At 39.6% G+C, this 22,446-nt stretch carries 21 protein-coding genes and 1 other RNA gene; 12 read left to right on the forward strand and 10 right to left on the reverse strand.

The window, feature by feature from the left end; all coding sequences use genetic code 11:
• Positions 1–11: 11 nt before the first annotated feature.
• Positions 12–1,271 (forward strand): UDP-N-acetylglucosamine 1-carboxyvinyltransferase, encoded by a 1,260-nt coding sequence (murA, locus tag GQR53_RS05460; protein ID WP_165743097.1) that lies wholly within the window; start codon positions 12–14, stop codon positions 1,269–1,271.
• Between the two features lie 78 nt (positions 1,272–1,349).
• On the opposite strand, the gene GQR53_RS05465 is transcribed toward murA, so the two are convergent.
• The 3 genes from GQR53_RS05465 to GQR53_RS05475 all read right to left on the reverse strand — a co-directional run bounded on the left by GQR53_RS05465 (position 1,350) and on the right by GQR53_RS05475 (position 4,459).
• Complete coding sequence (locus GQR53_RS05465; RefSeq protein ID WP_024595792.1) at positions 1,350–2,432, reverse strand: trypsin-like peptidase domain-containing protein; 1,083 nt, start codon at positions 2,430–2,432, stop codon at positions 1,350–1,352.
• A 101-nt stretch (positions 2,433–2,533) separates the two neighbouring features.
• Positions 2,534–3,886, reverse strand: a complete 1,353-nt coding sequence (locus GQR53_RS05470; protein WP_024606350.1) for a Do family serine endopeptidase — start codon at positions 3,884–3,886, stop codon at positions 2,534–2,536.
• Positions 3,887–4,015: 129 nt separating this feature from the next.
• Complete coding sequence (locus GQR53_RS05475) at positions 4,016–4,459, reverse strand: YhcB family protein (protein ID WP_024595790.1); 444 nt, start codon at positions 4,457–4,459, stop codon at positions 4,016–4,018.
• Between the two features lie 134 nt (positions 4,460–4,593).
• On the opposite strand from GQR53_RS05475, the gene zapE reads away from it, so the two are divergent.
• The 8 genes from zapE to GQR53_RS05515 all read left to right on the forward strand — a co-directional run bounded on the left by zapE (position 4,594) and on the right by GQR53_RS05515 (position 11,121).
• On the forward strand, positions 4,594–5,682 hold the full coding sequence (zapE, locus tag GQR53_RS05480) for a cell division protein ZapE (RefSeq protein ID WP_002957958.1): 1,089 nt from the start codon (positions 4,594–4,596) through the stop codon (positions 5,680–5,682).
• Between the two features lie 282 nt (positions 5,683–5,964).
• Complete coding sequence (gene rplM, locus GQR53_RS05485) at positions 5,965–6,393, forward strand: 50S ribosomal protein L13 (protein ID WP_002957960.1); 429 nt, start codon at positions 5,965–5,967, stop codon at positions 6,391–6,393.
• A gap of 8 nt (positions 6,394–6,401) precedes the next feature.
• Positions 6,402–6,794 carry a 30S ribosomal protein S9 gene (gene rpsI, locus GQR53_RS05490; RefSeq protein WP_024595789.1) on the forward strand — a complete coding sequence of 131 codons (393 nt, stop codon included), beginning with the start codon at positions 6,402–6,404 and terminating at the stop codon, positions 6,792–6,794.
• A gap of 581 nt (positions 6,795–7,375) precedes the next feature.
• Positions 7,376–7,966 carry a ubiquinol-cytochrome c reductase iron-sulfur subunit gene (gene petA, locus GQR53_RS05495; protein ID WP_002957962.1) on the forward strand — a complete coding sequence of 197 codons (591 nt, stop codon included), beginning with the start codon at positions 7,376–7,378 and terminating at the stop codon, positions 7,964–7,966.
• A complete protein-coding gene (locus GQR53_RS05500; protein WP_002957963.1) occupies positions 7,966–9,231 on the forward strand; it encodes a cytochrome b N-terminal domain-containing protein in 1,266 nt (421 codons plus the stop codon). The genes petA and GQR53_RS05500 overlap by 1 nt, the downstream gene beginning before the upstream one ends.
• Positions 9,228–9,977, forward strand: a complete 750-nt coding sequence (locus tag GQR53_RS05505; protein WP_002957964.1) for a cytochrome c1 — start codon at positions 9,228–9,230, stop codon at positions 9,975–9,977. Before GQR53_RS05500 ends, GQR53_RS05505 begins: the two co-directional genes overlap by 4 nt.
• An 80-nt stretch (positions 9,978–10,057) precedes the next feature.
• Positions 10,058–10,684, forward strand: a complete 627-nt coding sequence (sspA, locus tag GQR53_RS05510; protein WP_002957965.1) for a stringent starvation protein SspA — start codon at positions 10,058–10,060, stop codon at positions 10,682–10,684.
• Positions 10,684–11,121, forward strand: coding sequence for a ClpXP protease specificity-enhancing factor (locus tag GQR53_RS05515; RefSeq protein ID WP_002957966.1), 438 nt, complete (start codon positions 10,684–10,686; stop codon positions 11,119–11,121). Before sspA ends, GQR53_RS05515 begins: the two co-directional genes overlap by 1 nt.
• Positions 11,122–11,180: 59 nt before the next feature.
• Here GQR53_RS05515 and dolP read toward each other — a convergent pair whose 3' ends face one another.
• From dolP to GQR53_RS05535, 4 genes are read right to left on the reverse strand one after another with little or no spacing between them, the layout of a single operon-like run.
• Entirely contained in the window at positions 11,181–11,747 is a 567-nt protein-coding gene (gene dolP, locus GQR53_RS05520; protein ID WP_002957967.1) for a division/outer membrane stress-associated lipid-binding lipoprotein, read from the reverse strand.
• On the reverse strand, positions 11,740–12,333 hold the full coding sequence (locus GQR53_RS05525; protein ID WP_002957968.1) for an SIS domain-containing protein: 594 nt from the start codon (positions 12,331–12,333) through the stop codon (positions 11,740–11,742). The genes dolP and GQR53_RS05525 overlap by 8 nt, the downstream gene beginning before the upstream one ends.
• Before the next feature lie 32 nt (positions 12,334–12,365).
• Positions 12,366–12,737, reverse strand: a complete 372-nt coding sequence (locus tag GQR53_RS05530) for a YraN family protein (protein ID WP_002957970.1) — start codon at positions 12,735–12,737, stop codon at positions 12,366–12,368.
• 24 nt (positions 12,738–12,761) lie between these two features.
• Positions 12,762–14,639 carry a penicillin-binding protein activator gene (locus tag GQR53_RS05535; RefSeq protein WP_165743098.1) on the reverse strand — a complete coding sequence of 626 codons (1,878 nt, stop codon included), beginning with the start codon at positions 14,637–14,639 and terminating at the stop codon, positions 12,762–12,764.
• Positions 14,640–14,700: 61 nt separating this feature from the next.
• On the opposite strand from GQR53_RS05535, the gene rsmI reads away from it, so the two are divergent.
• Positions 14,701–15,558, forward strand: a complete 858-nt coding sequence (gene rsmI / locus GQR53_RS05540; protein WP_024595588.1) for a 16S rRNA (cytidine(1402)-2'-O)-methyltransferase — start codon at positions 14,701–14,703, stop codon at positions 15,556–15,558.
• A gap of 41 nt (positions 15,559–15,599) precedes the next feature.
• Positions 15,600–15,977, forward strand: an RNA gene (gene rnpB / locus GQR53_RS05545) — RNase P RNA component class A.
• Positions 15,978–16,051: 74 nt separating this feature from the next.
• Here rnpB and GQR53_RS05550 read toward each other — a convergent pair.
• Positions 16,052–17,131: a mechanosensitive ion channel family protein gene (locus GQR53_RS05550; RefSeq protein WP_165743099.1), complete on the reverse strand. Its 1,080-nt coding sequence runs from the start codon at positions 17,129–17,131 to the stop codon at positions 16,052–16,054.
• 127 nt (positions 17,132–17,258) lie between these two features.
• Here GQR53_RS05550 and GQR53_RS05555 point away from each other — a divergent pair, with 127 nt between their 5' ends.
• Positions 17,259–18,212 carry a YihY/virulence factor BrkB family protein gene (locus GQR53_RS05555; protein WP_024595416.1) on the forward strand — a complete coding sequence of 318 codons (954 nt, stop codon included), beginning with the start codon at positions 17,259–17,261 and terminating at the stop codon, positions 18,210–18,212.
• 3 nt (positions 18,213–18,215) lie between these two features.
• On the opposite strand, the gene GQR53_RS05560 is transcribed toward GQR53_RS05555, so the two are convergent.
• Positions 18,216–19,100 (reverse strand): LysR family transcriptional regulator, encoded by an 885-nt coding sequence (locus tag GQR53_RS05560; RefSeq protein WP_165723745.1) that lies wholly within the window; start codon positions 19,098–19,100, stop codon positions 18,216–18,218.
• An 88-nt stretch (positions 19,101–19,188) separates the two neighbouring features.
• Positions 19,189–22,293, reverse strand: coding sequence for an EAL domain-containing protein (locus GQR53_RS05565; RefSeq protein ID WP_165743100.1), 3,105 nt, complete (start codon positions 22,291–22,293; stop codon positions 19,189–19,191).
• Between the last annotated feature and the right edge of the window lie 153 nt (positions 22,294–22,446).

Consider the following 22,446-nt stretch of genomic DNA (forward strand, 5'->3'; position numbering starts at 1 on the left):
AGGGCCTCCTAATGGATCAATTTGTAATTCAAGGTGGCACTTCACTTGCTGGTGAAGTGACTATTTCGGGCGCTAAAAATGCCGCACTGCCTATTTTATTTGCTTCACTATTAGCTGATGGCAAAAGTATATTTACTAATGTACCGCGTCTTCGCGACATAGTGACCACTGAAGCCTTATTAAAAACTTTAGGTGCAGATGTTAATTGGCAGGGCGATACCCTAGTAATTGACGGTGCAACGGTTAATAAAACATTAGCGCCTTACGACTTAGTAAAGCAAATGCGTGCCTCTGTGCTTGCATTAGGACCTCTAGTTGCACGTTTTGGTGAAGCTCAAGTGTCTTTACCTGGTGGGTGCGCCATTGGCGCTCGCCCAGTTGATATTCATATTCAAGGTTTGGAGCGCATGGGCGCACAAATAAACGTTGAAAATGGTTATATTAATGCCAAGGTAAATGGTCGCTTAAAAGGCGCTGAAATTTTTATGGAAATGGTAAGTGTAGGCGCTACCGAAAACCTATTAATGGCAGCGGCCCTCGCTGATGGTAAAACCATACTTGATAATGCGGCACGCGAGCCTGAAATAATTGATTTAGCTAACTGCCTAATTGCTATGGGCGCTAAAATCACAGGTGCAGGTACTAGCCGCATTGAAGTTGAAGGCGTTGAGCGTTTAGCTGGCTGTGAACACAGTATTTTACCTGACCGAATTGAAACTGGGACGTTTTTAGTCGCTGCAGCAATGGCAGGCGGTGAAGTACTTTGTAAAAACACTGACTTTCATTCTCTTGAGCCTGTGATTGAAAAGTTACGCGCAACAAATGCACATCTAGAAGTGCATAACGACAGTATTTACCTTGATATGCGCGGCCGAGAACTGAAAGCCGTGAATATTAAAACAGCTCCACACCCAGGTTTTCCTACGGATATGCAAGCTCAGTTTACAGCATTAAATGTAGTAGCAAATGGTAGTGCGACTATTACAGAAACGATTTTTGAAAACCGTTTTATGCATGTACCTGAGTTGCAGCGTATGGGCGCTAATATTCGTTTAGAAGGGCATACCGCAATTTGTGGTGAGACTGAGAGCCTAACGGGCGCGCAAGTGATGGCAACCGATTTACGCGCTTCAGCTAGTTTAATTTTAACGGGTATAGTGGCACAGGGTGAAACGGTTGTTGACCGTATTTATCACGTTGATAGAGGCTATCAGCGCATTGAAGATAAGCTAAGTGCGTTGGGTGCAAACATTAAACGTAGAAGTAGATAACTAGTTAAGCTATTTTAAAAAGGTCGGATACGCAAATTGCTATCCGACTTTTTTATTGACGATTGGTATTACTATTTATTAAAGCTTTGTTTCAAGTTCAGCTACCACCACCATGATTTTTTCTATTTTTCCATCTCTGTATAGCTCAAATTCTATTTCTTTACCGGGCTCCGTATTACCTATTTTTTCAAGCACTTTTTGTGGGTTTGCTACCGAAAGCCCTGCAATTTTAATGACGATATCTTGCTCTTCAATACCCGCTTGCCATGCTGGCCCCAAAGGGTCTAAATTAGTAATGCGCATGCCGGTAACCGGCGTTAGGCTGTCGTTTACTTCTTTACCTGTACTATCTACTGCTGTGCCTTCAAAGCCTAAATAGCCGCGTACAACCCGACCGTGACGAATGAGTTTACCCATCACTTTTTTAGCAAGTGAGTAAGGAACCGCAAAAAATATTCCTTGAATATTCAAGTTCTCACGCGTTTTAAATTGTGCAGAAGTAATGCCGACTAAATCACCATTGGAGTTAACTAATGCCCCGCCGGAGTTGCCCACGTTAATAGCTGCATCCATTTGCAATAAGTTATTGTAAGGGCTATCTGTAATTTTTTGCTTACCGGTTGCACTAATAATGCCTTGAGTGATTGTTTGCCCTAAGTTAAGCGGGTTGCCTATAGCAAGTACAACATCGCCTACATTTGATACATAGCTATCGTTTACGGGAATTACCGGGAGGTGATCTGCATTGATTTTAAGTAAGGCTAAATCAGTAATGGTATCAAAACCAATTAGTTGCACATCAAAAAAGCGTCGGCCATCGGTTAAGATAACCATAATTTGGTCTGCATTATTCACAACATGGTAGTTAGTAAGAATATAACCGTCTTGCGACATAATGACGCCAGAGCCTAGCTCTTGTACCGTGTTTTTTCTTTTATAACGAGGTTCTTTGGAAATGCTTTCTGAAAAAATAGTAACTACAGAAGGAGCTGCTCGTTTAACTGCATCAGAAAAACTCAGGTGACTCGCACTCATCGCGCTTGGAAGGGGAACATTAGGGAGTAAGGCGGCTCGCATATTAGGGCTGAAAAAAACCACTAAAAAAGCAATACTTAGACCTGCAAATAAAGGGGGGAGAATAAATTTTATTAATTTCAGCACAGTTTTCTTATTATGTAAGTGAGCAATCTCTTTATGATGACATAAAAAAATAACAGCGGCAAGTGCCACTGTTATTTTTATTACATTAATAGTGCTATTTATTACTGAATTAAAATAAATATAGACTCACGACCACGTTGTACGCCAAGTACGATATTACCTTTAGTGTTTTCGATAATCTTATTCATATCACGAATAGTCTCTACTCGTTGGCGATTCACTTGCATAATAATATCACCTTCTTCAAGGCCAACACGGGCAGAAGGTGAGCGAGGGTCTACAGACGTAACCTCAACACCTTTATTACTATTTTTTTGCACGTTTTCAAGTGTCGCGCCTTGGAACGCAGGATGCAGCTCTTCGCCAGTCGCTGTAACACCTGATGCACCATCAAGAGTTACTTTTACCGTTTTAATTTTACCATCGCGGTAAATACCAAGTTTTATTTCGCGGCCTTCACCTAGCGTAGCAATTTTGCTGCGTAGTTCATGGAAACCACTAATATCACCGCCATTAATGCTAACAATTACGTCACCTGCTTTTATACCTGCTTTACTTGCAGCAGTGTCGTCCATTACTTGCATTACATAAGCACCTTGTTTAACGTCAAGTTGCTGCGCTTTAGCAAGGCCTGCATCAAGTGGTCGGCCAGAAATACCCAGCGAACCTCGGCGTACTTCACCGTGTTCAACAATTTGATCAACTAAGTTTTTCATCATGTTTGATGGAATGGCAAAACCAATACCCACGTTACCGCCAGAAGCACCTAAAATAGCAGTGTTAATACCAATCAATTCACCGTTTAAGTTAACTAGTGCACCACCAGAGTTGCCTTGGTTGATAGCAGCATCGGTTTGAATGAAATCTTCGTAGCCCTCAATATTTAAACCACTACGGCCAAGAGCGCTAACAATACCAGATGTAACTGTGTGGCTAAGTCCAAATGGGTTACCAATAGCGACGGCAAAGTCGCCCACTCGTAAACTATCTGAATTTGCGAGTTTTATTTCAGTTAAGTCATCAGCGTCTATTTGTAAAAGAGCGATGTCTGATTCTGTATCAGTACCAATTTTAGTTGCTTCAAATTCACGGCCATCTTCGAGGGTTACTACCATTTTTTCGGCATCTTGGATTACGTGATTATTAGTGACTACATAACCCTCATCAGCATCAATAATTACCCCAGAGCCTAACCCACTAAATTGACGCTTTTGACTGCGAGGCTGTTGCTGTCCAAAAAAGTATTCAAGCGGATCTGCACGGCGGCGTACTTCTTTTGAGCCTGAAACTTGGATACTTACAACACCTGGAGATATTTTCTCTAGCATGGGGGCAAGAGTTGGTAGTTGTTGACCATTTACTGCAATTGGCATTTTTGCATAAGATGCTACAGGGCTCATTAATAAGCTTGTAGATAGAATAGCTGCGCTGATAAGTGATAATTTCATTTTCATAGTCAGGGGTAACTCCACTTAAGATAAAGCAAAACAAAAAGGGCTACTTTACAGCAGCCCTTTTCGGTTTATTAAGATAAAACAACAAAGCTGTTATATCTAAAGACTATGGGGTCAAAAAAAAGTTCATCAAGATGCTTTAGAATGTTCTGAAACTTTATTTTGACCAGCAAATAAACCGGATTCACCTGATACATAATCAGCTGGTTGCGCTTCTGCAGAAGAGCGGTCTGAACGACGCTCTTTTAAAGATGCTTGTAATTGTTCGGTTGTTTCTTTAGAGAAATAAGGTTCAGCTGGTGCTTTATTTCTATCTTCTAGAAGAAGCTGGTTTGTTTCTTCAACGTGACTAAGCAGTTGATCATAGTTTTCTTTCATTTTATTTACGAGCTTACCAGTATTCGCTAAATGATCAGCGACATCTTGGCGATACTGCTCAAGCGCACTTTGTGCTTGTTCCGCTTGCTCTTTTAGTTCATCTTGTTTGAACTGTTTTTTAGTTACAAATGCACCAATAAAAAATGCTACAACAGCAACAATAACAATCAAACCTACCCACATAACTGTGCCCATAAAAACTACCCCTTTGGGAAAATAACTAACGAATGCCGATTCAATTATAAATCATACTAAGTGTAATATACCCCGAGTTATGATGCGTGTTAATATGCTTTGCAAATTAAACTGTGTTTTAACTGTAAATAGATATGACTCCTTGGCAAACATACCAACAAGACTTAAAGCGAGATGACTTTGTACACGACGCAGCACAAGAAAATGCTGTGCGCCATTTACAACGTCTATACGATGACCTAACTCAGACAAAGCCAAAACAAAAAGGCTTTTTTGCTAAGCTATTTAGTAAAGAAGAACCTGCGCCTGTAAAAGGTTTGTACTTTTGGGGGGGAGTAGGGCGTGGTAAAACTTATTTAGTTGACACTTTTTACGAATCATTACCGGGCACACGTAAAATGCGTGTGCACTTTCATCGATTTATGCACCGAGTGCATAACGAGCTTAAAAAGCTAAATAATACGGCTAATCCATTAGAAAAAATTGCTGACACTTTTAAAGCAGAAACAGACATTATTTGCTTTGATGAGTTTTTTGTACAAGACATTACTGATGCCATGCTATTAGGTGGCTTAATGGAAGCGCTATTTGCACGGGGCATAGTACTTGTAGCAACCTCTAATATAGTGCCTGATGAACTTTACAGAAATGGCTTACAGCGAGCGCGTTTTATGCCAGCAATTGAGCTTGTTAAAAAAAATACCGAGATAGTTAATGTAGATTCAGGTATTGATTACCGATTACGTACTTTAGAGCAAGCTGAAATTTTTCATAGTCCGTTAGATGAAGATGCGGATAAGAACCTATTTGAGTACTTCGATAAGTTATCGCCAGAGCCAGGGCAATTAGATGAGCCGATAGAGATAGAAGGGCGAAAAATCAAAACGCGTAAAGTAGCTAAATGCGTTGTGATGTTTGAGTTTAGTGAATTGTGCGAAACAGCACGTAGCCAGGTCGATTACATGGAGATTAGCCGCTTATACAATACGGTGATTATTTCTAACGTAAAACAGCTAGGGCAAACTAATGATGATGCTGCTAGACGCTTTATTGCTTTAGTGGATGAATTTTATGAGCGCCATGTAACTTTAATTATATCGGCTGAAAAACCTATTACCGAACTTTATACCCAAGGTAATTTAAACTTTGAATTTAAGCGTTGTATTAGTCGTTTACAAGAAATGCAATCCTTAGAATATTTAGCTAGAGAGCATTTAGTTTAAATAAGTAAGTAAATGTGTAATAGGGCAACTATAAAAAAGAGGTACATATATAGTACTTCTTATTTCTGAAATTTCTTGTGGAAAAAACAACCGGCGAGTAGCAATGTGTTTTAAGTGCTGGTATACTCCCGCGTCTGCCACGTTGCGTTCTATGTCCTCATATAGTCTAGCCACTTGTGAGCGGCGCAAAAGTCTAAAACTCGAAGGGGTTATAGCAAACTTAGAGCAGTAGTTAATATTAACTACTTGTGGTTTTAATTGAAAAACATTGGATTTTTATAAATGAAAACGTTTGTTGCTAAACCAGAAACAGTAAAACGTGACTGGTACGTAGTTGACGCTGAAGGTAAAACTTTAGGTCGCATCGCTACTGAAATCGCTCACCGCCTACGCGGTAAGCATAAAGCTGAATACACTCCTCACGTAGATACTGGTGATTACATCATCGTTATCAACGCTGAAAAAGTTACTGTAACTGGTAACAAATTCAAAGATAAAGTGTACTACGCTCACTCTGGTTTTCCAGGTGGCCTTAAGTCTACTACTTTTGATAAACTTCAAGCTGCAAAGCCTGAAATGATCATCGAGAAAGCTGTAAAAGGCATGTTGCCACGTGGTCCTTTAGGCCGCGCTATGTACCGTAAACTTAAAGTTTACGCAGGTACTGAGCATAACCATGCTGCACAACAGCCTCAGGTTCTAGACATTTAAGGAGCACCATCATGGCAAATCAATACTACGGTACAGGTCGTCGTAAAAGTTCAAGTGCTCGCGTATTCTTACGCCCAGGCACTGGTAACATCGTAATCAACAAACGCTCTCTAGAAGAGTATTTTGGTCGCGAAACAGCACGCATGGTTGTTCATCAAGCTCTTGAGCTAGTTGATATGACTGAAAAATTTGACCTTTACATCACCGTTTCTGGTGGTGGTACAACTGGTCAAGCTGGTGCTATCCGTCACGGTATCACTCGTGCACTTATGGAGTTTGACGAGTCACTACGTCCACAACTTCGTAAAGCAGGTTTTGTTACACGTGATGCACGTAAAGTTGAACGTAAGAAAGTGGGTCTTAAGAAAGCGCGTAAGCGTCCACAGTTCTCAAAACGTTAATCTATACGTTATCAAGAATTCAAAAACCCAGCTTATGCTGGGTTTTTTGTTTTCAAATCAAAAAGTTTACATTTGCTACTTAATTTAAATTTGTTTATAGCGGTCGCCATACTTGGTATTGCTGTAATTAATGATGATCAAATTTATTAATAACTGCGTATTAATCGAACGAAAGTTAAAAAACACTCAGATAGCTGCAAAAAAGTTAAATAATTATCGTAATTAGTTTAAATCCATCAGTTAATTGGTGGAATTTTTTGCTACAATTGGCGTGGAAGTAAAATGAGTGAGTTTAACGACACTATGTACAGTTTTTACTGTTTCCTCTTAGTGGTGTTGATCTCGGTCAGTATATTGTTTTTACAGAAGCGTTATTATAGTCGTTCGGCTTTATTCTCGAGCTAGCTTAATCAAATTTTTGATCAAGTCAGGTTTATTCGAGCATGGGGCTTTGAATAACCTTGTTTTAATCAAGGGTTTTAATTATGATCGCTTCTATTTTAAAAATTTCGAATAATTAACCTGCTGTAACTGATGTTCTCAATATAGCAAGTGTTGAGAATCATAGTGGAGATAAGTGGATGAGCAATGCGCCTGTAGACAATGGCCGACGTCGCTTTTTAACCATAGCTACCTCTGTTGTAGGTGGTGTTGGTGCGGCTGGGGCTGCTGTTCCTTTTATTGCGTCTTGGAATCCAAGTGAGCGAGCTAAATCTGCGGGTGCGCCTGTAGAAGTAGATATCAGCAAACTTGAGCCTGGACAATTAATACGTGTCGAGTGGCGTGGTAAACCTGTATGGGTTGTATCACGTACCCCAAAAATGCTTGAGCAGATGAAAGAACATGAAGGTCAACTTCGTGATCCGCAATCGCAAGAGCCACAACAATTAGAATCATCAACAAATGATTACCGTTCATTACGTCCAGAAATATTTTTGGCTGTAGGTATTTGTACGCATTTAGGATGTTCACCAGGCTTTTTACAAGGTAATTTTGGTGAGAAAGTAGAAGGGACTGATGACGGTTTCTACTGCCCGTGCCACGGTTCTAAATTTGATATGGCTGGTCGAGTATTTCAATCGGTACCTGCACCATTAAACTTAGAAATACCACCTTATACTTTTCTAGATGACACCACTATTTTAGTGGGCGAAGAAAGAGGGGTAGCCTAATGTTTGGTAAGATTATTGGTTGGATAGACGACCGAATCCCAATGACACGTGTTTGGAACATGCACATTGCACAGTATCCAGCACCTAAAAACTTTAACTTCTGGTACTTTTTTGGCTCACTAGCCATGTTAGTACTAGTCAACCAAATACTAACAGGTATTTGGTTGACGATGAACTTTGTTCCGTCTGCTGAAGGTGCTTTTGCCTCGGTAGAGTACATCATGCGTGATGTAGAATATGGCTGGTTACTACGTTACTTGCACTCAACAGGTGCATCAGCGTTTTTCATCGTTGTATATATGCATATGTTCCGTGGCATGATCTACGGTTCTTACCAAAAACCGCGTGAATTACTGTGGTTATTTGGTATGTTCATTTTCTTAGCGCTAATGGCTGAAGCATTCATGGGATACTTATTACCATGGGGCCAAATGTCGTTCTGGGGCGCACAAGTAATCATTTCATTATTCGGTGCTATTCCGGTTATTGGTGATGACTTAACACTTTGGATCCGTGGTGACTACGTAATATCAGGTGCAACGCTTAATCGCTTCTTTGCATTACATGTAATTGCACTACCACTGGTTATTGTAATCTTAGTTTTCTTACACATTGTTGCTCTACACGAAGTGGGTTCAAATAACCCTGAAGGTATTGAGATTAAACGTAAGAAAGGCTCAGTAGCTGAAGAAGATAAGCCTAAATTTAAATTCCATGAGTATTACACTAACAAAAAAGACATTGTTGATGCGATACCGTTCCACCCTTACTACACAGTTAAAGATATTGTGGGTGTGGTTGGTTTCTTAATACTGTTTTGTTGGGTTGTGTTCTTTATGCCGGCGATGAATGGCTTCTTTTTAGAAGGTCCAAACTTCGAGGCAGCTAACCCACTTAAGACACCTGAGCATATTTTCCCGGTTTGGTACTTTACGCCATTCTATGCAATCTTACGTGCAATCCCTGATAAGCTAATCGGTGTTGCGGCGATGGGTGCATCGATTGTAGTACTTGCATTACTACCTTGGATTGACCGTGGTAGAGTTAAATCGGTTCGTTACCGTTGTGGTTTCCATAAATGGAACATTGCAGGCTTTGTTGTAACTTTCGTTCTTCTTGGTTGGGTGGGTGCAACTCCACAAACTGATATGAAAACGATTATTTCTCAAATCTGTACTGTGACTTACTTTATGTTCTTCGTACTGTTGTTTGTATACAGTAAGAACGAAAAAACTAAGCCATTGCCAGAGAGGTTAACGAAATGATGAAGAAGCTTATTATTGGTTTATTTGCTTTATCAGTAAACTTGTTGCCTAACATGGTTATGGCAGCAGGTCCGTCGGTTCCTTTAATGGAAGCGAATAACGACCTTACTGATCAACCATCTTTACAACGCGGTGCAAAGTTGTTCATGAACTACTGTCTTGGTTGTCACCAAATGCAGTATCAACGTTATGAGCGTACTTTTCGTGATATCGGTATCCCAACAGAAGTTGGTTTAGAGCAGTTAATTTTTGACGGCTCTAAAGTCGGTAGCCATATCACAAACGCAATTACAAAAGACGATGCAGCAAAATGGTTTGGTGCGGCTCCGCCGGATTTAACTCTTATTGCACGTGTAAAATCACCAGATTATATTTACACGTACCTAAAATCGTTTTATAAAGATGAATCTCGCCCGTTTGGAGTTAACAATATTGTTTTTCCATCGGTAGGTATGCCTCATGTTCTTCAAGAACTACAAGGTTTACCAACGCCTATCACTAAAGAAGTAGAAGAACATGGCCACACTGTGACCAAAGTTATTGCTACTGAAACTGATGGTACGGGTGAATTAAGCGTAGATGAATACGACCAAGCGGCTCGTGATTTAACAAACTTCCTTGAGTACGTGGGTGAACCTTCACGTCTTGAATCGGAAGCGCTAGGTATTAAGGTAATAGGATTCTTAATAATTCTATTTATCTTGGCATTTATGCTTAAGAAAGAATACTGGAGAGATGTTCATTAAGTTGAACATTTTTAAAGGTAATTTTGCAATAGGGGCTTAAGCCCCTTTTGCTGTTTTAGTTATTTAATGGAGGTATAGGCATGGCCGTAGCTGCCAATAAGCGCCCTGTAATGACCCTTTTTTCTGGTGCTAACTGTATGTATAGCCACCAAGTACGTATTGTACTTGCGGAAAAAGGTGTAAGTGTAGATATTCATTTGGCTGAAAAAGATAACTTGCCAGAAGCACTTCACGAAATTAACCCTTACGGCACAGTGCCAACACTGATTGACCGTGAGCTTGGTTTATACCAGGCAAACATCATCATGGAATACCTTGATGAGCGTTTTCCTCATCCTCCACTAATGCCTGTTTACCCGGTAATGCGTGGTCGTAGCCGCTTAATGATGCATCGTATTGATACTGATTGGTACAGCCTAGCTGACAAAATCAGTAACAACACGTCAGATGCTGCTCAAGCTCGTAAAGAGCTAACAGAAGCATTACTTGCTGTAGCACCTATTTTTAGCGAAGCACCTTACTTTATGAGTGAAGAGTTTAGCTTAGTAGATTGTTATTTAGCTCCACTATTATGGCGTTTACCAGAGTTTGGTATTGAGCTTAATGGTGCAGGTTCTAAAGAGCTTAAAGAGTATATGATCCGTTTATTTGAACGTGAGTCATTCCAAGCCTCTTTAACTGAAGCTGAGCGTGAGATCCGTTTATAATGACGCCTAATCGTCCTTATTTATTACGTGCTTTTTTTGATTGGATAGTCGATAACGAGTGTACACCGCATTTAGTGGTAGACGCTGGGTTTGCAAATGTACAAGTGCCAACACAGTTTGTTCAAGACGGACAAATTGTTTTAAACATAAGTCCATCAGCGGTCACACAGTTTTCGTTAGACTTAACCCAACTTAGCTTCAATGCGCGCTTTGGTGGTCAGCCGATGCAAGTGTATGTGCCTCTAGGTGCTGTGCTTGCAATATACGCGCGTGAAAATGGCGAAGGAACAGTCTTTACTGCAGATGAGTTTTTAGAGGACGAAGACGATTTTGTGCCTGAGCTTGAAAGTGTTGATTCATCAGCTGAATTTATTGATGAAACACCACCAGAAAAGCCACAGAAGAAAAAAGGCTCTCATTTACGCGTTATTAAATAATAAGTAAATGCAAAAAAAAACCGCTTAATAAGCGGTTTTTTTATGTCTGTATTTTGTGTTTACAAGTATTCAAATACTTTAATTACACGCTCTACGCCAGATACATTTCGGGCAATGTTTACAGCTTGAGTAGACTCAGAGTCAGATACTAAACCCATTAAAAATACTTCAGCGTTTTCAGTAACTACTTTAATGTTATTACTGCTAATGTCTTTTGCTGTTAGTAGCTGAGCTTTTACTTTAGAAGTTAACCAAGAGTCATGCGTTTGTGTAGTAATGCCAATATTTGAGCCAATACGAATTTGGTTATGTATCTTACGAATACCTGAAACGCCCTCAATGGTACGCTGTGCTTCGTTTCTCATTTCTTCATTAGATACTTGGCCTACAAGTAAAACAATACCGTTAACGCTTACAGCGCTTATATTGGCAAACTTTTCAAGGCGTTCTACTTCGCTAAGTGCAATACTCGCTTTTATTTCAATATTGTTATCGTCAATTTGAGAGCCAATGGTACGGCGATCGTTCGCTGCAGTTACTGCACTGGCTGTACCTGCAACAACAGCAGCTGCGCAGCCTTGTAGTAATACAACAGTACCTAAAACAATAAGAGAGCGTTTAAACATAATTTTCATCCTGAGGGAAAAGCGTTAAATCAACAAGTTCGCTTAAACAATGTAAGTTAACTAAATGGGATTCGATAATGCGGCTAGGGCGTTTAGATGGGGATCTAATTTCAACATCGTTAGGGCCAAGTAGGCCAACCAACTCGCCACCATCATCACCAACCATAACTATGACCTTCATATCTTTAGTTAGTGCAGCTTCAACGGCAGAAATAACATGTTTTTCGTTACCGTTAATAGCCAGTACAAGCAATAAATCACCTTGCTGGGCAAAAGCGCGGACTTGACGAGCAAATGTATCGTGATCGTCTACCTGAGTACTTTGTCCAAGGTTAACGTTTTCTTGCGATAGAGCAATTGCCGGCAAACAAGGACGCTCGGTTTCATAGTGATTAACCAATACACCCGCCATGTGCTGGGCGAGCATGTGGCAATTAGCAGTACCGCAGCAAATGAGTTTATTTCCGTTGATCAGACTTTGTGCAATAGTAAATGCAGCTGACTCAAGCGCACTAGGTAGCACTTCACCAGCAGCGATTTGAACTTGAATGCTTTCTGTAAAAATTTCTTTAATTGTGTCTTGCATAGCCTACCAATAATTTATCTTTGTATTTGCGTTTAAAATACATTTTTAAGCCAATTAATATTAGGAGATGCTTCTCCTGTAATGGCTACATAATCAATTCTTAGTGCTTGGTTAGTTAAATTTTTAGCTGCTAAGTAATGATAAATACTACGTTTTAATCGAGCTTGTTTTTGTGGGCTAAGTGCATAGTTGGCACCGCCACGGGCATTATTTTTGCGAAACTTGACCTCAATGAATACAAGGGTGTCGCCTTCTTTCATAATGACATCAAGCTCGCCAAAGGGGCAGTAATAATTACGTTCAATGGGTGTTAAGCCCTGAGTAACTAAGTATTTTTGCGCTTCAAGCTCATAATACTGGCCTTTTTCGCGACTATTGTGCCACAGCTCTTTAAACCACGACATGCCGCCCCCTTAACTTAATAAAGTTTAATTTATAGTTTGTATATCACCCGCTGATTGCATAAACAATGGTACCGGGCGTTGTGTTTCTAATTGCACAGGCTTAATGCGACGGTTTGTATATTGAGCCCAGTCGAGCATACGTTCTATATGGCCGCTGGTATTAACAGATAGCTTACCGCTTAAACCACTATATTGGTTGCCTGGCATTACGCTTAACTGTCTAATGTCATGTAATATTGATACTGCATCGTACGCCATTGCAAATAAGCGTTGGCTAATATCAATTTGCTCAGGCCATAGAGAGTTGTACTGCTGGCGTAAATTATGTTGTTTAATTTGTGAATCAAGCATCCACGGTAATTCAGTGAAGTATAGGCCGTCTAAGTCGCCTTTGTCTGTACTGTCAATTTGTTTACTATGACTTTTAGAGCTTGCATAAAGTGGGATACGATCAGCAAATGTACTGACGTTTACATCAAGGTAAGGTTTAATTAAGCGAGTTTCTATTGCATCACCCAAAATATAAATAACGTCTATATCACTGCGTGAACGCGTTTCGTTTTCTACTTCTTGCTTAAATAATGCTTTAACTGTTTGTATGCGATCTTTTGACTTATCAACTTCTAATAAGCTGGTAATTGTGTTCGGCATATCTTTTTTATCGTTATAAAAACCGATTTGTGGCTTGGTTTCGCTGTAGCGTTGCCACTGTAGGTTAAAATAATCAACTAAACGTTGGCCATTTGCATTATTTGGCGCAAGCAGCATAGGCTTTTGATAGCCCTTAGTTAAAAAGTGTTCCAGAGCTTGCTGTACTTCGTGCTCAGGGTTCAATGCAAAGTAATAATGCTGAAGCGAAATGCGCTCACCATCAAAAGTGTTTAAATGCAGTACCGGAGTATCAATAAGAGTTTGTGCATTGGCTAGTTTATCAATATTTGCTTTAAGTAGAGGACCAATTACAAAATCAGGCTTTATTTCTTCAAGTTGCGCTGCGATTTCCTCAGTGCTTAGGTTTTCATCAATAAAAATAGTGTCGTTGATAGTTTGCGTATCAAGTGCAGCTAACACACCGGCTTTAAGCGCATCACCTAAGCGTTCGTTAGGGCCTGATTGTGGAAACAACACAACTAAACGCTCTATATTAATAGGGGCGAGCTCAGTAAGCATTTCGTCCTGTTCAGGTAATACAGAAAAAGCCGGATGCCCAATATAGCGTCTGCGCCAATTATTAATTGCTTGGTCTAGCTCCACGCCGCTACTTGCATATACTTGATAGTATAGACCAAGGTTTACCCAGCCTTGCTGGATAACCGAACCACGGTTAAAACGTTCAAGCGCATATGAAGAGAGCTGTTTTAAGTTATCCCACAAATTTTGATTGAGCTGAGGGATTTCTATATTGTTTTTTGTTGCTGTTTCAGAGGCTCTAAAGAAGTAGGGGGTAGCTTTTTTAGGAAAATTTTGCGATGCATAAATACTGGCTGTTAAAAACTGATGCCATGCAAAATGCTCAGGTTGAGTAAGTTGTCCGTCTAGCGATTGTAAAATCACCAAAGCTTGATCATTCTTATTCTGTTGTTTTTGTGCAAATGCAATATAAAGACGGTTTTGGATTTGATCAACACTTGCGGTTAATTCAAGCTCATTACCAATTCTCTCTAACAAAGGCCAATTTTGCTCACTAATCGCAGCATCACGGGCACTATACAATAACTGTATTTTATCGGCACCTTGGCGGTTTTGCGCCAATTGGTAGATAGATTGCGCACTGGTTGCCTGATTTTGCAGAGCATTAGTGCGGTTACTTACGTTATCGCTGTTTTTAGTTGGTTTTTCGGTTGTGCTACACGCCGATAACCCTGACAATATAATTAATAGACTAACTAGTTTAAGTCGCACAATGATTTCCCAATACGTTAACGCGATTTGCTTATATTACTGACTGACGCAGGAGACCTCAATGTTAAATGAGGAGAATTCACAGAAAATTGGCACTCTTTACATTGTTGCCACCCCAATTGGCAATTATGACGACTTAAGTCACCGTGCCATTGCGACATTATCGCAAGTTGACTTAATAGCTGCTGAAGACACTCGCCATACCGGCAAGCTACTTAGCCACTTTGGAATTAAGGCAAAAACGTTTGCATTACACGACCACAACGAAAAGCAAAAAGCACAGCAAATTATTGATCAACTTAATCAAGGTTTAAATATTGCTTTAGTATCTGACGCTGGTACACCGCTAATTAGTGATCCAGGCTACGCTGTGGTAAATCTATGTCGCGAACAAGGCGCTCATGTTACACCTGTTCCAGGTGCATGTGCTGCAATTACAGCCGTATGTTGTTCAGGCTTACCAACTGACCGCTTTCAGTTTATTGGTTTCACGCCAGCTAAAAGCAAAGCTCGCCAAGACTTTTTTACCGAAGCTGTTAACTCAGGCATTACCAGCATAATGTACGAAAGTACGCACCGTATTATGGCAAGCCTTGATGATTTAGCACTAGCCCTTGGTGATGAGCAGCAAGTCGTGTTTGCTAAAGAGCTAACCAAAACCTTTGAAACATTTTTTAATGGTAGTGTAAGTGAGCTTAAACAATTTTTAACTGATGATCCTACCAAGCAGCGCGGCGAAATAGTGCTTATGCTTGCGGGTAAACCAAAGCAAATAGACGATGTTCCGCCAGAAGCGCGCAAAATGCTGGCACTTCTTGAGAGTGAAATGCCAATGAAAAAAGCCTGTGGCGTTGTAGCCGAATACTTTGGTATGAAGAAAAACGCTTTATATAAAACAATTATTGAAGAAAAAGAGTAAATTTTACTGCGCTTAGTATTAGCCTCATGTATACTGCGCGCCGAGTCAGCCAAGATGATCGCTGCCTGTGACGAAAATGATCAGGGGGAGGAAAGTCCGGGCTCCATAGGGCAGAGTGCCAGCTAACGGCTGGGGGGCGTGAGCCTACGACAAGTGCAGCAGAGAGGAGACCGCCAATCTCGATTGGTAAGGGTGAAAGGGTGCGGTAAGAGCGCACCGGGCCGCTAGTAATAGTCGGTTGCAAGGTAAACTCCACTCGGAGCAAGACCAAATAGGGTTCTATCATTTTAAATAATGAACGCGTGGCCCACGTGAGAACCGGGTAGGTTGCTTGAGCCATAGAGCGATTTATGGCCTAGACGAATGATTATCACTTTCTTCGGAAAGGACAAAACCCGGCTTATAGGCTGACTCACTCATTCAATAAAAAGCCCGCAGTTAACACTGCGGGCTTTTTTGTGTCTAAATTTTAGTTAATACAACTTCAGCATCTTTAAATAATATTTTTACCTTGTTCTGGATCGCGAGATTGCTCTGCTTGTTCACGTATTTCGTCGGTATCACTGCTTACATCATCAAGTGTTTTAGTTTGATCAACTGTTTCATTCTTTTCGTTTTGTATTTGCGATGGTTGTTCTTCCCCTATACTAGAAACATTTTCATTAGGGTCGGTGAGTATAATTCTCTCTCGTGCGTCATCAGGCATGCTGATGTTTTGTTTTGTGAACTCATTGACTAATTCGCGCATAAGCTGGGAAGCTACTTTTAATGGACTGTGTTGCTCGCTATTAACCCAAAAATACAAAACGAAGTTAATAGTAGATGAGCCTAAGTTTTTTATTAAAACCTGCGCAGGTGGATCGCTAAGCACCGCATTTTGTTGATTGGCAATAGCTAGGGCGAGGGTTTGTGCGCTACGTATATCGTTATCATAGCCAATACCAATTTCTACTTTTCCGCGCATTTTTGGATTGGCAGTCAGGTTTTTAATAGTATTTTTATATACCGTCGCATTGGGTATTTGAATATGATTGCCATCGTAATCAACAAGTGTGGTTGCTCTTGCGGTTACTTTTTTAACAATACCTAAACGATTGTCTACTTCAATTACATCGTCGATTTTAAAAGGCCTTTGTATGCTCAGTAATAAACTGGCGATAAAGTTCTCAGCTATGTCTCTAAAGGCAAAACCTAATATAAGTCCTATTAGTCCCGTGCCACTCATAATGGCGACAGCAAACTCGGTAAGCCCTGCTAAACGCAGGAATAAGTACACGCCAAATAAAATAATTAAAGTGCTTATGCTGCGCCTTACAACTAAATGAACTAGTTTACTGTCAGTCATGTAGTCAATAGGCTTTATAAGCAATCGAGAAAGTGGCCCTGCAATTAAATAGCTTAATGCTAAAAGTATTATACCGAGTAATAGTGTGGGTAATATTTGCGCTGTTGCATGAAGTAATTGCACAGCTTGTTCATGAAAAAACTGCCACGTAAACACATCGCCTTGAAAACTTTGCGTGCTGGGAGGCGTATTGTTTAAAGCTATAATGTTTGATTGGCTACTAGGCATGGCTTATCGTCCGTGTTTGGTTTTTATAATCGTTAATATTAGGTAACAGCAAGTTTAGTACCAAATACTTTATTTAACTTGGCAAACATTTTGCTGTAGTAATGTAATACAAATATTGAGGTTTAGAATGAAAGAAGCTAAACGAGGACAGCAAGCTGAGCAGCCTGGTCATATCCCTTTTATAGGTTGGTGGGATATTGTTAAGCGCATTTTTAAGCAAATGAGTGAAGATAACTTATCTATAGTGGCAGCGGGTGTGGCATTTTATGCGTTACTTGCTATTTTTCCGGCCATTGCGGCGATGGTATCTGTGTATGCATACTTTTCATCCCCTGCAGATATTAGTGATCATTTAAGTAAAATAGTTACTTTGCTCCCACCAAGTACCAGTGAACTAATCTTATCTCAGGTTTCTAGCCTTGCAAAAACATCAAGTGCCAGCTTGAGCTTAAGTGCAATTGGTACGCTTATACTTACCATTTGGAGTAGTTCTAAGGGCAGCCAAGCACTTATTACTGCGTGTAATATTAGTTATCGTGAATATGATAAACGTTCATTTTTTAAAGCTCAATTAGTACGCTTTTTATTTTCGGTAGGGGCGATTGTTGTCGCAATTTTTGCGTTATTAATTATTGGTATTTTACCTATTGTGCTTAATTTAGTGGGGCTAAAAGAAAGTATAGATTTATTAATTAAACTCATCTCTTGGCCATTATTAGCTTTTACCTTTAATTTTGCATTGGTACTTTTATATCGTTATGCCCCACACCGTAAACCGGCCAAATGGCGTTGGATCACGATGGGTTCGTCTATTGCTACTGTACTTTGGATTTTGGCATCTATAGGTTTTTCTTTTTATGTGTCGCGTTTTTCTAGTTACAACGAAACTTACGGCTCACTAGGTGGTGTAGTGATCATGTTGATGTGGTTGTATATCAGCGCTTATATAATCACATTAGGTGCTGTTATTAATGCAGCTACTGAGCAGCAAACAGGTAAAGACAGTACTATAGGCCCAGCTAAAGAGCGTGGGCAGCGAGGCGCCTATGTGGCAGATCACCTCGATGTAAAAAACGAATAGCTATTAGCTAAAGTTAGTGAGAGCTATAAGCTGCTCTTTAAACTCTTGTGCTGCAGGACCAAGCCTGTCGTTGTCGTTGCACATTAAATATAAATTAAGGGTACGGGTTGTACCTTGGTCTAAATTAAGTGGGATGAGCGTTTTATCTTCAATTAAATGTGCTATTTGTGTTTTTGGCAGCCAAGCGTAACCCAAATTTTGACTAACCATATCAATAGAGTTGCGTAAATGGCTGACTGTCCAGCGCATATCAGCACCTAACCAGCCATCATTGTGACTGGTGTGGATTGCTGAGTCGCGAACTACTATTTGCCGGTGTAGCTTTAAATCGCGAAAGTTGAGTTGTTCAGTTTGTTGGTGTAATACATGGTCTTTATGCGCAACGGCTATAAACTCTATATCGCATAACGTACTGCAACTAATTCCATAGATAGGAATTGATGAAATGGCTAAATCAACCACTGAGTTATGTAGTAATTCGTTTGCACCGGTTAGCACGCTTTCTACTAAATCAATCTTTAAAAGCGGGTAAAGTTCACTCGTTTTAGCAAGTGCCTGGTATAAAATGGTGTGTGGAAAAACTTCATCAACAGCTATTTTTAATGTGCTTTCTACGCCTTCGCTTAGTGTGCTCGCTACCGATTCTATTTTAGTTGCTTCTTCAATTAAAAATTCAGCTCTGCGTAAAATTAGTTTACCGCTATCGGTTAAAAATGCTTTACGACCTTTTACTTCAAGCAACTTAATTTGCAAGGCGGCTTCAAGTTTTTGAACAGCATGGTGTACGGTTGACTGACTTTTATGTACAGCCGCACTTGCGCCTGCAAATCCGCCGTGATCCACAACCGCTTTAAACATTCGCCATTGCTCTAATGTTGCTTTTGCCATTTTTAAATCCTGTTACTACTTATATCTGATTGCTTAACTTGACCGCGCAGACGCATTATTTATTGCGTAACAGTAATTTTTTGTTTATTTATTTTAATAAAGCGACTTTTTTATCAGATAGAAGTGCCATAAAGCTGCTTTTATTTAAAGGTCTTGAAAATAAATAACCTTGTCCGTAATCACATCCGGCTTCAAGTAATAGCTGCATTTGTAATTTAGTTTCAATTCCTTCGGCGATTACTTTTAAGCCCAGTTGATGCGCCATAACAATTATTGCTTCACACAGTGCAAGTTCTTGACTGCCTACTTGGATATTATCAACAAAACGTTTATCTATTTTTAAATAATCGGTATCCATTTCTTGTAAGTAAGCGAGTGACGAATATCCTGTACCAAAATCATCAAGGGCAAGCTGCATACCTGATTTTACTATTTCTTTTAAGCGACGTTGCGTTAATGCTTCGGGGTTAATCATTAGGCCTTCAGTTATTTCTGCCACAATTGAGGATGCAGGTAATTTTGCAGCTTTTAGCATATCGTACCATTCATCTATACCACTCTCTGGCGTGGATAACTGCACTGGCGACACGTTTACACTTATTTGAAAAGTATCATCGGTTAGGGTTTTTATATCGTTAAGCGTTTGCAAGGTTTGAGCAAATACAAATTGGCCAATTGCATTTATTTGCCTGGTCTCTTCAGCAAGTGAAATAAATGCGACAGGGCTAATTAGGCCTTTTTCGGGATGTTGCCAACGAATAAGTGCTTCAGCTTTATGAATATGTAAATCATTCAAAGCAACAATGGGCTGATAAAACAATTCAAATTGTTCAAGTTCAATGGCACTTCGTAAGTCTTTTAATAGCACCATGCGCGCGTGTGCATATTCGCGCATGTCAGCAGAGAAAAACTCAAAACAGTTACGACCATTACTTTTTGCTTTATACATAGCCTGATCGGCTGCTTTTAAAAGCTGTTCAGTATTTTCACCATCATTAGGGGCGCATGCTATGCCCATGCTGGCGCTAATAAATAACTCTTCGTTTTCAAGATGCAAAGCCGACGATAGGCTAAGCAAAATATTACTGGCAATTTGATTAATATGACGCGTACTTTTTATACGATTAAACACAATAACAAACTCATCACCACCAATACGTGCCACAAACTCAGCATTTTTTGCCGACTGAACTATGCGTTGCGATACGAGTTTTAATAAGTTATCGCCATAGTGATGGCCTAATGTGTCATTAATATCTTTAAAGTGATCTATATCTAAAAGCATGACAACCAATTGATTGTCGGGAGTAACAATGCTTGAAAATCGTTGATTTAATCGCTCCTTTAACTCTAAACGATTTGGTAAGTCAGTTAGGTGATCATAGTGAGCTTGTCGCCAAATTGTTTCATCGGCTTGTTTTTTCTCAGTGAGGTCTGTAAATATCGCGATTCGACGAATAGGTGCGTTGTTTGTATCATAAACCGTATCGATTGTGAGCCACTCAGAGTAAAGCTGCCCGTTCTTTTTACGGTTAATAACCTCGCCTTGCCAGCGGCCTGTTTGCTGTAATTCAGACCACATTTTATTGTAAAAATTCTTATCATGTTTTCCTGATGAAAGAATTGAAGAGGAGCGCCCAATAACTTCTTCTTTACTATATAAAGTCGTTTTGCAAAACGCAGGGTTTACATCAAATATTATACCCGCTGGATCGGTGATTATCATGCCTTCACTACTGTTGTTATACACTAGCAAGGCAAGGTGGAGTGCTTCTTCATTTATTTTTCGTTGTGTTATATCCCTTAGCACAACAACGTATTCATTTATACTTTGCATTGCACTAATACGTGCTTCAAAGCTACGTTTAGGATCTGATTTTTCGAGTGTAAATTCTAAATTACTCGAAACATCAAGCTTAGATAACTGCGATAACAAAAGCTGCACATTGTTGTGAGAAAGTATTGATGATAAATGAGGTGCTGCAGTGCTGTTTGGGTTTACTTGAGGCTTAAATTGCCCCGTTATGTTGAGAATATCGCCATGGATGTTAATTCTAACGTAACTGTCGGGTAGAGTATTAAGCAAGCTGGTAAGCTCATCGTGCTTGTTTTTTAAATTAGCCTCGGCTGTTAACCTGGTTTGCGCCATTGATTTAAAGCGCTGATAGAGAGTATTTAGCTCTGGATTATTTGGCTGTATTTTTTGTGACGGCATTTCGCCTTTAGCCAACACGTTTGTTGCATTTGTTAGATTATTAATTGGGTCGATAATGCTGGTTTTAAGCAGCTTACGTGCAATTAAACATAGCACTAGCAGTGATAAAATAAACACACCAATCGCTATAAAAAAATTATTATTTATTTGCTTTAAAGCATGTGTAATAGGAAGTGCAATATATATATTTAAGCTGTTATTACTCGGATCTTTATAAATAATAGAGTGATGAAGCATTCGATCTTCACCCTTAATAGATTTTATTTTTGTTGATGCCTCATTATCAATCGAAGAATCAGTTGCTAATAAAGTCTTTGCAATATTATCGCCAAGGGCTGCAGTTGTTGGTGGGTAACGCGCTAAAATTTTTCCATTAGAATCAGCGATTGCAGCAATAGAGCCAGGTGGCAGTTCAATATTATTAAAAGCATTGTTCCACCAGTCAAGCGCAACAACGATAACTACAACGCCCTGAATTACATTTTTTTTATTAATGATAGGTAACGCAAAGTTAAGGGTGTTTTTTTGCAAGTTTCTTCCGTGCTGAAAATAACCTACTGACAATTGGTTACTTTTTAAGGCATTTTGAAAATACGCACGATCTGCAATACTTATTGTTTTGGTTAATCCGCTTGTTGTACACATAACAATGCCATTTGGATCTATAATCCCGATATTGGCAATATGGGCATAAATAGCTCTAAATTGATTAAAATAATTAGGGCATGACGTAGCTAGATTTTCTTTCTTACTTTCCTCTTTAGCCAAATAACGCGCTAAACGGTCAATATCATCGACTAAGTGCTTTTGCTGTAAAATTAATTGCTTAGCAATGTTTTCTACTTTTTTTTCACTTTGCTCAATAGAGTGGTGGCGTTCAAGCAGCAGAGTAAAAATAATTACAGCGGTGCCCGGAATACTTAGCAATATAAGCAAACGATAAAGCTGATGTTTGAGAGAATAAGTAAAAATAACCATTCCTTAGTTTCGTATTTTGCAATAACAATTGTAGCCAAATTCACTCCAAATAACCATAGTAATTATAAGGTTGAAAATGTAACCAATGAATCAATGTCGTTCTATTTTATAGAACCTTAAGCTCGATTTAAAGACATAGTTATTTTGTTTAAT

Source organism: Pseudoalteromonas sp. Z9A6 (genome assembly GCF_011378805.1).
Taxonomy (GTDB): domain Bacteria; phylum Pseudomonadota; class Gammaproteobacteria; order Enterobacterales; family Alteromonadaceae; genus Pseudoalteromonas; species Pseudoalteromonas distincta.